8 protein-coding genes and 1 pseudogene are annotated in these 9,220 nt (G+C 56.9%); 6 read left to right on the forward strand and 3 right to left on the reverse strand.

The window, feature by feature from the left end:
- Positions 1-118 precede the first annotated feature (118 nt).
- Entirely contained in the window at positions 119-1,198 is a 1,080-nt protein-coding gene (locus AC2FNN_RS20590) for a DUF6456 domain-containing protein (protein WP_496760291.1), read from the reverse strand.
- A gap of 240 nt (positions 1,199-1,438) precedes the next feature.
- Between AC2FNN_RS20590 and AC2FNN_RS20595 the strand changes: the two genes are divergently transcribed.
- Positions 1,439-1,738 carry a DUF6477 family protein gene (locus AC2FNN_RS20595; protein ID WP_496760292.1) on the forward strand — a complete coding sequence of 100 codons (300 nt, stop codon included), beginning with the start codon at positions 1,439-1,441 and terminating at the stop codon, positions 1,736-1,738.
- On the opposite strand, the gene AC2FNN_RS20600 is transcribed toward AC2FNN_RS20595, so the two are convergent.
- Both AC2FNN_RS20600 and AC2FNN_RS20605 read right to left on the reverse strand, forming a co-directional pair.
- The gene (locus AC2FNN_RS20600) at positions 1,739-3,283 is read right to left on the reverse strand and encodes a trimethylamine methyltransferase family protein (RefSeq protein WP_496760293.1); all 1,545 of its coding nucleotides are present in this window, start codon (positions 3,281-3,283) and stop codon (positions 1,739-1,741) included.
- Between the two features lie 123 nt (positions 3,284-3,406).
- Positions 3,407-3,856, reverse strand: a complete 450-nt coding sequence (locus AC2FNN_RS20605) for a GNAT family N-acetyltransferase (protein ID WP_496760294.1) — start codon at positions 3,854-3,856, stop codon at positions 3,407-3,409.
- A 93-nt stretch (positions 3,857-3,949) separates the two neighbouring features.
- On the opposite strand from AC2FNN_RS20605, the gene guaA reads away from it, so the two are divergent.
- From guaA to AC2FNN_RS20630, 5 genes and pseudogenes are all read left to right on the forward strand, one after another.
- Entirely contained in the window at positions 3,950-5,509 is a 1,560-nt protein-coding gene (gene guaA / locus AC2FNN_RS20610; protein ID WP_496760295.1) for a glutamine-hydrolyzing GMP synthase, read from the forward strand.
- 203 nt (positions 5,510-5,712) lie between these two features.
- Positions 5,713-6,618 (forward strand): DMT family transporter, encoded by a 906-nt coding sequence (locus tag AC2FNN_RS20615; RefSeq protein WP_496760296.1) that lies wholly within the window; start codon positions 5,713-5,715, stop codon positions 6,616-6,618.
- A gap of 126 nt (positions 6,619-6,744) precedes the next feature.
- Positions 6,745-7,908: an OmpP1/FadL family transporter gene (locus AC2FNN_RS20620; RefSeq protein ID WP_496760297.1), complete on the forward strand. Its 1,164-nt coding sequence runs from the start codon at positions 6,745-6,747 to the stop codon at positions 7,906-7,908.
- 100 nt (positions 7,909-8,008) lie between these two features.
- Positions 8,009-8,905: a DMT family transporter gene (locus tag AC2FNN_RS20625; RefSeq protein ID WP_496760298.1), complete on the forward strand. Its 897-nt coding sequence runs from the start codon at positions 8,009-8,011 to the stop codon at positions 8,903-8,905.
- Positions 8,906-8,953: 48 nt separating this feature from the next.
- Positions 8,954-9,220: pseudogene (locus AC2FNN_RS20630) on the forward strand (ATPase); the annotation flags it as partial.

The following is a 9,220-nucleotide window of genomic DNA, read 5'->3' on the forward strand; positions in this document are numbered from 1 at the left end:
CTATGGCGTGTCCTCGCCGGAAAACCTGATGAAGCACCTGAAGGCGTCAGCAGAACCTGAAATGGCCTAAGCCGCAAATCAAAAGAAAAGGCCCGTATGCATCGGGCCTTTTTTCTGTTCAGCCGATCATCCGATCTCGTTCCGCCTGTTCCTGATAATGCCGTTTCAGCCGTTGCAGGGCGATCCGCAGGACAATCTTTCCGGAACGCGCTGACCAACCCATTCGCTTTTCCGCCAGCTCCAACCCTTCCAGATAGCAACAGCAACGCAACGCAACATCACTCAGACCCGGCCCCAGGTCGGACAAGGCGCGTGCAACGCGGTCCTTCGCATCAGAAGCCCCCTTTCCTCCATGGCTTTCACTGTCAAAGCTGCGTCGACCACCTGTCGTCAGAAAACGATCCCAGTTCTGTGAAACCTGAGGGCCGATCTGTGCCAGCTCAAAATCTTCGCGCAAGCGCTCGCCGGCGCTGACGAGGGTTTCATCCAGAAACGGTTTTCCGTCACGATCCCGTCTGCGCGACAATGCAATCAGCGGGCTTTCCGCAGCACTGTACCGAATGCGTTTGATCCGCTCGGCAGGCCCGCCCGAAGGCTTGCCCTGAAAGGCACTCTGAGCTTCGGCAAAACCAAAGTCAGTCCCGGCACGCGCCTTGTTTTCTGCCTTGGCGATCAAATGACTCAGCGCTGTTCGCCCCGCTGCGGAAATCCGATATCGCGAAATTCGACCGGGATTGTCACAGGTGATCCAGTCTTTCAAAGCCAGGGCCTGCGCGATCCTGCACTCTACAACCGCGGTTCTTGTAGCCCCGGCATTGCCGGTGTCGCGTACGACCACCGCCTTATCCATTTCCTCGGCCACGGCAAGGACCGAACCCGTCTCGCTCAGGCGGCGCAACACACGCAGTGCCTCATTTTCAAATTCTTCTTCAGCCGCGTTTTCTGACCCGCTTGTCGGGCCGTCGGCGCACTCCGAAGCTGAAAAATGTGTCTCTGCGAGCGATTGCAAGGCCGCATCCACCAATGGATCGTCGCGGCGCATTTCGATGCGCCGAATTTGCCTGAGGATAGTCGACGCATGGCACCCGGCGGACCGCGCGATATCGCGGATCGAGCGACCGGTCTCGGTATGAGCAAGGTATCTTTGCGCCCCTTCAGGAACCCATGCCGGAATGGTGAAAGCCATGTTGTTTTCCATAATTATTTGCCCTCGTCGACAAAACAAACTGCCACTTTTCGCCCTCGGAATGTGGGTTAACCAAATCTAACTAGAGGTCCATTCGTTACTCGTTCGTTAACCACACAAGGCAAGAACCAGATTTGATTCAAAAAGATAAACAGTCGTGAAACCATCGTTCGGGGGGACTCTGACCAAGGCAACACCCGCTTAGGTTGTGCGAAACAGGGCCCATCAATTCTCGAAAAAGGGACACATGACATGCAGGACCTGATGACAATGATCGCAACCCTCCGCCGCCCAAGCATGTTGGCGCGTGCTGCCAGATTCGGGGCGCGGGATTACAATCGGGAAAGGCATCTGCAACGTATTCTGGGATACGGGTCGCTGCCCGGTTCAGGTCAGGCGCTGCTGCGTTTGCTTGAGATGGAGAAAGAGGTAAATGAACAGCGAAGAGATGATGATGCCGCCTATTCATTGGTGCGGCATCTGGATCTGCTTATTGCGCTGTTGGGTGAGGCGCAGCTGTATCAGGCCAGCCGCGCCTCGGTTCTTCAATAATCAGGAGAATGCGTCCGGCATGGAGGCCTTTTTCTCGGCAATAAAGGCTTCCAGCGCCGCTGCGGTCTCCGGGTCCATCTGCGGTTGCTGATAATTGGCCAGCAAATGTTCAACCCGTGCCGAAGCCAAAGCCCGCGTGTCACGCGCGCCCTCTTCCTGCCAGGTTTCATATGGCTTGTAGTCCAGCACTTCGGATTTCCAGAAGGATTCCTTGAAGTTGGCCTGCGTGTGGGCACAGCCGAGATAGTGACCACCCGGCCCTACTTCGCGGATTGCGTCCATGGCCTGCGCGTTTTCATCATATGCGACGCCCTTGGCCAGTGAATGCAGCACTCCCAACTGATCCGCATCCATGACGAACTTCTCGAAATCGGCGACCAGACCGCCTTCCAGCCAGCCGCAGGCATGCAGCATGAAGTTCACGCCCGACAGCAGACCCATGTTCAGCGAATTCGCTGTTTCGTAGGCAGCCTGCGCATCCGGCAGTTTCGAGCCGCAGAACGACCCGGCCGAGCGGTATGGCAGGTTCAGACGGCGCGCCAACTGGCCAGCACCATATGTGATATGCGCGGCTTCTGGTGTGCCAAAGGTGGGCGCGCCCGAGTTCATATCGATCGACGTCACGAACGCGCCGAAAATCGCGGGGGCACCCGGACGGATGATCTGGCTGTAGGCAACGCCGGCCATGACCTCGGCCAGAACCTGTGTCAAAGTGCCGGCCACCGAGACCGGCGCCATCGCTCCGCCCACGATGAAGGGCGAGATGATGCAGGCCTGATTGTTGCGCGCATAAACCTCCAACGAGCCCATCATCACATCGTCGAATGTCATCGGCGAGTTGATGTTGGTCAGCGAGGTCATCACGGTGTTTTCCTGCACGAACTCTTTGCCGAACAGGATTTCGCACATTTCAACCGAATCCTGTGCCCGGCTGGGATCGGTTACCGAGCCCATGAAAGGCTTGTCCGACAGGGTCATATGCGCCTTCAGCATGTCCAGATGGCGCTTGTTCACCGGAATGTCGGTCGGCTCGCACACCGTACCGCCCGAGTGGTGCAGCCACTTGGACATGTAGGCAAGTTTCACGAACTTGTTGAAATCGTCCATGGTTGCATAGCGGCGCCCACCCTGTGCATCACGCACGAACGGAGGACCGTAAACCGGGGCCAAAACCATGTTGCGGCCACCGATCACAACCGATTTCTCGGGGTTGCGGGCGTGCTGGGTAAACTGGCTGGGCGCTGTTTTGATCAGCTCACGCGCCAGACCACGCGGGATGCGCACACGCTCACCGTCAATATCTGCGCCAGCGTCACGCCACCGTTCCAAAGCGGATGGATTGTCGACAAAGTTGACGCCGATTTCTTCCAACACGGTTTCCGCGTTGTTTTCGATAATCTCAAGCGCCTCGTCGTTGAGGATCTCGAAATTCGGAATGTTGCGTTCAATGTATTTCGCAGTCTCGATACGAACTGCGGTACGCTCGGCACGGCGGGCGGCGCCACCGCCACCTCTCGCCCTGCGCCGGGTGTTTGCCTCTGCCATGAGAAAATCCCGTCTGGTTGGTTAGATTGAGCGTTTTGATACAGGTTTGCCAGAACTCAAGCATAGGGATTACGGCGCTCTGGGGGGAAAAGCGACATTGCCGCCCCACCGCGAAGCAGGCGGTCAGTCAGGATCGGCCTCCAACGCTTTCTCCATGGTTAGGCCGCTACCCACCTGGTCCGTCACTTTCCAGCCCATGTGCCGATACATCGCAATCGTGTCTTTCATCATCTTATGGGTTCGCAACCTTAGCTTGGATAGGTTCCGCGCCTGTGCTTCTTCTTCGGCAAACTGCATCAATTGCCGCGCGATTCCCTGCCCTTGTGCTTCGGGGGCAACCGCTAGGTTGAACACCATAATTGCGTCGTCAACTTGGTCAAAGACAATGGCCCCGACTATACCGCCGGATATCGCAAGCACGACGCGGTGGGTCTTGATGTCATCCGCGATTCCGGCAGTGACGTCTGGCAGATCCTCGATCCTGCTCACCGCATCTGCATAAGAACTTTCCAGACACCGCGTTACCTCGTCTGCATCCGCCACAGCAGCCGTTCTGAACTCGATCTTCGACATGGCACCTGGTCTTTCCGCCGGTTTGACTCAGCTTTTGTACCAAATGACGCCATACCGCTTGCACATGCAAGGCTTGCAACTTATGAGCCGGTTATGACCCAGACATCCCACGACCGCCTTCTGATCATCGACTTCGGCAGCCAGGTTACGCAGCTTATCGCCCGCCGCCTGCGCGAGCTGAATGTCTATTGTGAAATTCACCCTTACCAGAATGTCACGATGGATTTCGTGCGGGAAATGGCGCCGCGCGCCGTGATTTTCTCGGGCGGTCCGGACAGCGTGACGCGCGAGGGCTCGCCCCGCGCCCCGCAAGAGATTTTTGATTATGGCGTTCCGATTCTGGGCATCTGCTATGGCCAGCAGGTGATGATGCATCAGCTTGGCGGCAAGGTCGAAAGCGGCCATGGCACAGCCGAGTTTGGTCGCGCCTTTGTTACACCCAAAGACAAGCTGGATATCCTGGATGGCTGGTTCGCGGACGGCGATGAACAAGTCTGGATGAGCCACGGCGACCATGTCAGTGAAATCGCACCTGGGTTCGAGGTATTCGGAACCTCGCCCAACGCACCTTATGCGATCACGGCCGACCCATCGCGGCACTTCTATGCCGTGCAGTTCCACCCCGAAGTACACCATACGCCAAAGGGCGCGAAACTGTATGAAAACTTCGTTAAGCTGGCCGGGTTCAAGGGCGACTGGACCATGGGCGCCTATCGCGAAGAGATGATCCGCAAGATCCGCGAGCAAGTCGGAGACAAAAAGGTCATTTGCGGATTGTCCGGAGGCGTTGACAGCTCGGTTGCCGCGATCCTTATTCACGAAGCAATCGGGGATCAGCTGACCTGCGTCTTCGTCGATCATGGGCTGCTGCGCAAGAACGAGGCCACGGAAGTTGTTGGCATGTTCCGGGACAACTACAACATTCAGTTGATCCACGCCGACGAATCCGAGTTGTTCCTTGGCGAACTGGAAGGTCAGAGCGACCCCGAGACCAAACGCAAAATAATCGGAAAACTGTTCATCGACGTGTTCCAGAAACACGCCGATACCATCGATGGCGCCGAATTCCTGGCTCAGGGCACTCTCTATCCTGATGTGATCGAATCGGTGTCGTTCTCGGGCGGGCCTTCCGTAACGATCAAGTCCCATCACAATGTGGGCGGCCTGCCGGAAAAGATGGGCTTGAAACTGGTGGAACCGCTGCGCGAATTGTTCAAGGACGAAGTCCGCGCCTTGGGTCGCGAGCTTGGTCTGCCGCAGAGCTTCATCGGGCGCCACCCCTTCCCCGGCCCCGGTCTCGCCATTCGCTGCCCTGGCGAGATCACCCGCGAAAAGCTGGAAATTCTGCGCGAGGCCGACGCGATCTATATCGATCAAATCCGCAAACACGGGCTTTATGATGACATCTGGCAGGCTTTCGTCGCCATCCTTCCCGTCCGCACCGTCGGCGTGATGGGCGACGGGCGCACCTATGACTATGCCTGTGCGTTGCGGGCCGTCACCTCGGTCGATGGGATGACCGCGGATTATTACCCGTTCAGCCATGAGTTCCTTGGCGAAACGGCAACCCGGATCATCAACGAGGTCAAGGGCATCAACCGATGCACGTATGACATCACCTCGAAACCACCCGGAACCATCGAGTGGGAGTGATCCGGCAAACCGCAACCGCGTTCGACGCCAAAGCGACCCGATCGCAGGAAATCTTCCCAAGCCGTGCCTGAAAAAGCCGGGCACGGCCTTGAACCTGACGCTTCATAAGCGTTTCAATGATTCAACGAATTCAATCTTTTTGATCGCGTAGCGAAAGCCCCGATACCGGGGCCGTGACCGCGCGGCCAGGTCGGGGTGCGCACGTGAATCAGACACAAAAAAACACATTCAAGGCCGCCTTGTGGATGACCGGAGCCATTGCGTCCTTCTCCTCGATGGCGGTTGCCGGTCGTGAACTGAGCCTCGTGCACGACACGTTCGAGATCATGATGTACCGAAGCCTTGTCGGGTTTCTTGTTGTCGCCCTCGTGCTCACGGCCACAGGCGGTTGGGTTCAGGTTTCTACGCAACGCCTGGGGTTGCACGCGTTGCGAAACACCCTGCATTTCACAGGGCAGAATCTTTGGTTCTATGCGGTCGCCATTGCGCCTTTGGCGCAGGTGTTCGCATTGGAATTTACACAGCCGCTTTGGGTGATTCTGCTGTCGCCGCTGCTGCTGAATGAACGTCTGACGCCCCTCAAGATAACGGCAGCGCTGATCGGTTTTGCAGGCGTTCTGATTGTCACGCGCCCAGGCAGTGCACCGATGAGTCCCGGCCTTGCAACCGCAGCCGCGTCTGCGATTTTCTTTGCATTTACAACGATTACGACAAAAAAACTCACTCGATTTGCCAGCATCGGGTGCATCGTTTTCTGGCTTACTTCAATGCAGGCGGTGCTTGGGGCCATCGCAGCCGGATTTGACGGGCAGATTGCCTTGCCTACGGCGCAAACCGTTCCGTTTTTGGTTCTGGTCGGGCTGGCGGGGCTGCTGGCACATTTCTGCATCACCAACGCGCTGGCGATCGCCCCGGCGACAGTTGTGATCCCATTTGATTTTGCGAGGCTTCCCACGATCGCAGTGGTCGGAATGATCCTGTACCACGAACCAATTGACCACTGGGTTCTGATCGGCGCGGCGGTCATCTTTTCGGGAATTTTCCTGAATATCTGGTCTGAGAGCCGTAACAGTTTAGCAACAGTTGAAAACAGTAGTCGCAATACGTAACGCACCGTCACCAGTTGACCTTAAAGTAACCAAAAAGAGAGTATCGCTCATCATACACGGGACAGGCGTTCATTACACTCAGCCAAACGCCATTGAAGCCCGCCATGGATTGTTAGGGAGGACAGAATGAAAAAAACACTTCTCGCGACCTGCGCTTTGTGCGTTGGAGCGACGGCAGGATATGCAGGCGGTCTGGATCGAAGCGGTCAGGGCATCAACCTGATCTTCGAAGAAGGATCAGCAGTTCAGTTCCGGTTGGGATACACAAATCCCAGCGTAACGGGCACCATGCCTGCTTTGGCCGGACCGAACATCGGGCAACCGGTCGATTCCGGAGAGGTTGCGAACGACTTTTTCACACCGCATCTGGGCTATAAAACGTCACTGACCGAAAAGCTCGATTTCGCGATCATGTATGACCAGCCCTTTGGCGCAGACATCGAATACGCAAACACCTACCCTCTTTCGATCAACCCTATTCCGGGCGGTCGCACCGACACTCTGAGGGCCACAGCGGACACGGACGCCATCACGGCATTGCTGCGTTACAAATTCGATGGCGGGTTCAGCGCAATCGGCGGTATTCGTGCGCAGCGTGTGAAGGCCTCGGTCACCGTTCCGCTGACTGCGGGATATCAGGTTGACTCCGACGCCGACACAGCATTCGGCTACGTAATCGGTGTCGCGTGGGAGAAACCGGAAATCGCGGCACGTGTGTCACTGACCTACAACTCCAAGATCAGTCACGATCTGTCACAAACAGAATCTCTGAACCCACCACCGATCCCGCCGATTCCGCCAGGAACCGTGGCCACTTTCAACACAAACAGCGAAATCGAGACGCCCCAGTCGATCAACCTGGATTTCCAGACAGGCGTCGCGCCTAAAACGCTGTTGTTTGGTTCCATCCGTTGGGTCGACTGGCCACAGCTGGTGTACAACCCGCCAAACTACCCACCGACCAGCAACCTTGTTGACTACGCCGATGCGACCTTCACCTATTCGTTGGGCTTGGGGTATCAATTCTCGGAAGAGTTCAGCGGCGCTGTGACGTTGGGCTACGAGACGTCCCAGGGCACGCCAGTATCAAACCTCGGCCCGACCGACGGGTTCTGGAGTGTTGGTCTGGGCGGGACGTACTCGCTGGAGAAGGCCAAGATTTCCGGCGGTGTTCGTTACACCGACATCGGTGACGCGACAGCCAATGGCGCTGGCCCGAATGCACGCGGAACATTCACCGGCAACAGCGCCTGGAGCGTGGGCTTCCAGATCACATACGCGCTGAACTAATCCAAGGATGACTATCTTCAAGGCTCCGCTGTTTCAGCGGGGCCTTTTTATGCGCAGGTTTCGGGTCGCGTATATTTCGATTGAATGAAATTGTGCGGTCATGAACGCCCAAAAACACCTTTCTCGGCGCGCCTGGTCCGAGCTCATTTTTCTGGCCGTCATTTGGGGCGCATCCTTTGTGGCCATCCGGGTCGCTCTGGATTCCATTCCCGTTATGACATCGGTTTTGCACCGCACATTCTGGGCGATGCTGGTGCTGTGGCTGGTGGCATGGGGCAAGGGGCTTTCGCTGCCCCGCTCTCTGCGCATCTGGGGTGCATTTCTGATCATGGGATTGCTGAACAATGTCATCCCGTTCAGCTTGATGGCATGGGGTCAGCTTTACATCGACTCTGGGCTTACGGCCATTCTGAACGCGACCACGGCCATTTTTGGTGTTCTGGTTGCGGCTGTGTTTTTCAAGGATGAACGATTGACACAAGCCCGCGTGATCGGAGTCGTCTTGGGTTTTCTCGGTGTCTCGATCACCATCGGAATACAGACCTTCACGTCTTTCAGCCTGCAAAACACAGCGCAGCTTGCGGTGTTGGCCGGAACGCTCTCGTATGCTTTTGCCGCAGTTTGGGCACGGTATCATCTGTCTGACCTTCACCCCGTCGTCGCGGCCGCTGGAATGCTGACCGGCTCGACCCTGCTGATCCTGCCGCTGGCGCTCATGACGGACGGGGTGCCAACGCTTGTTTTGCCCGCGATCACCTGGGCTGCGATTTGCTATTACGCCATTGTGGCAACAGCGGGGGCATACCTTTTGTACTATCGAGTCCTTGCGATGGCGGGCAGCGGCAACCTGATGCTGGTGACGCTTGTCATCCCTCCTGTCGCCATCGTGCTTGGTGCGATTCTGCGGAACGAAGCGCTGCCGCCGAATGCCTATTTCGGCTTTGTCATCCTTGCCATGGGCCTTGTGGTATTGAACCGAGCCGGCCGCCGTGATTGACGCCGTGCGCTGCCCGATTTAGCAAAGGCAAAAAAGGGACAGCACAAGATGATCTATAACTCAGCCGAAGACTGGCGCACGGCAAGCCGCAAGAAGGTGCTGTTCTTTGGCATGTCCGGTCTGGGCAAGACCTATGTCTCGAACATTCTTCGGGACTCAGGGAACTGGTTTCACTACTCGATCGACTATCGCATCGGCACCCGGTACATGGGCGAATACATCACCGACAATGCGAAGGCCGAGGCGATGAAAGTCCCGTTCTTGCGTGACCTGCTCCTGTCGGATTCCATTTACATCGGCTCGAATATCTCGTTC

This window comes from Ruegeria sp. BHSA118, assembly GCF_059613405.1.

Excerpts from the sequence above, each read along its gene's own strand:
- AC2FNN_RS20590 (WP_496760291.1), bottom strand. The coding sequence starts at position 1,198 with ATGGAAAACAACATGGCTTTCACCATTCCGGCATGGGTTCCTGAAGGG.
- AC2FNN_RS20600 (WP_496760293.1), bottom strand. The coding sequence starts at position 3,283 with ATGGCAGAGGCAAACACCCGGCGCAGGGCGAGAGGTGGCGGTGGCGCC.
- AC2FNN_RS20595 (WP_496760292.1), top strand. The coding sequence starts at position 1,439 with ATGCAGGACCTGATGACAATGATCGCAACCCTCCGCCGCCCAAGCATG.
- guaA (WP_496760295.1), top strand. The coding sequence starts at position 3,950 with ATGACCCAGACATCCCACGACCGCCTTCTGATCATCGACTTCGGCAGC.
- AC2FNN_RS20620 (WP_496760297.1), top strand. The coding sequence starts at position 6,745 with ATGAAAAAAACACTTCTCGCGACCTGCGCTTTGTGCGTTGGAGCGACG.
- AC2FNN_RS20605 (WP_496760294.1), bottom strand. The coding sequence starts at position 3,856 with ATGTCGAAGATCGAGTTCAGAACGGCTGCTGTGGCGGATGCAGACGAG.
- AC2FNN_RS20625 (WP_496760298.1), top strand. The coding sequence starts at position 8,009 with ATGAACGCCCAAAAACACCTTTCTCGGCGCGCCTGGTCCGAGCTCATT.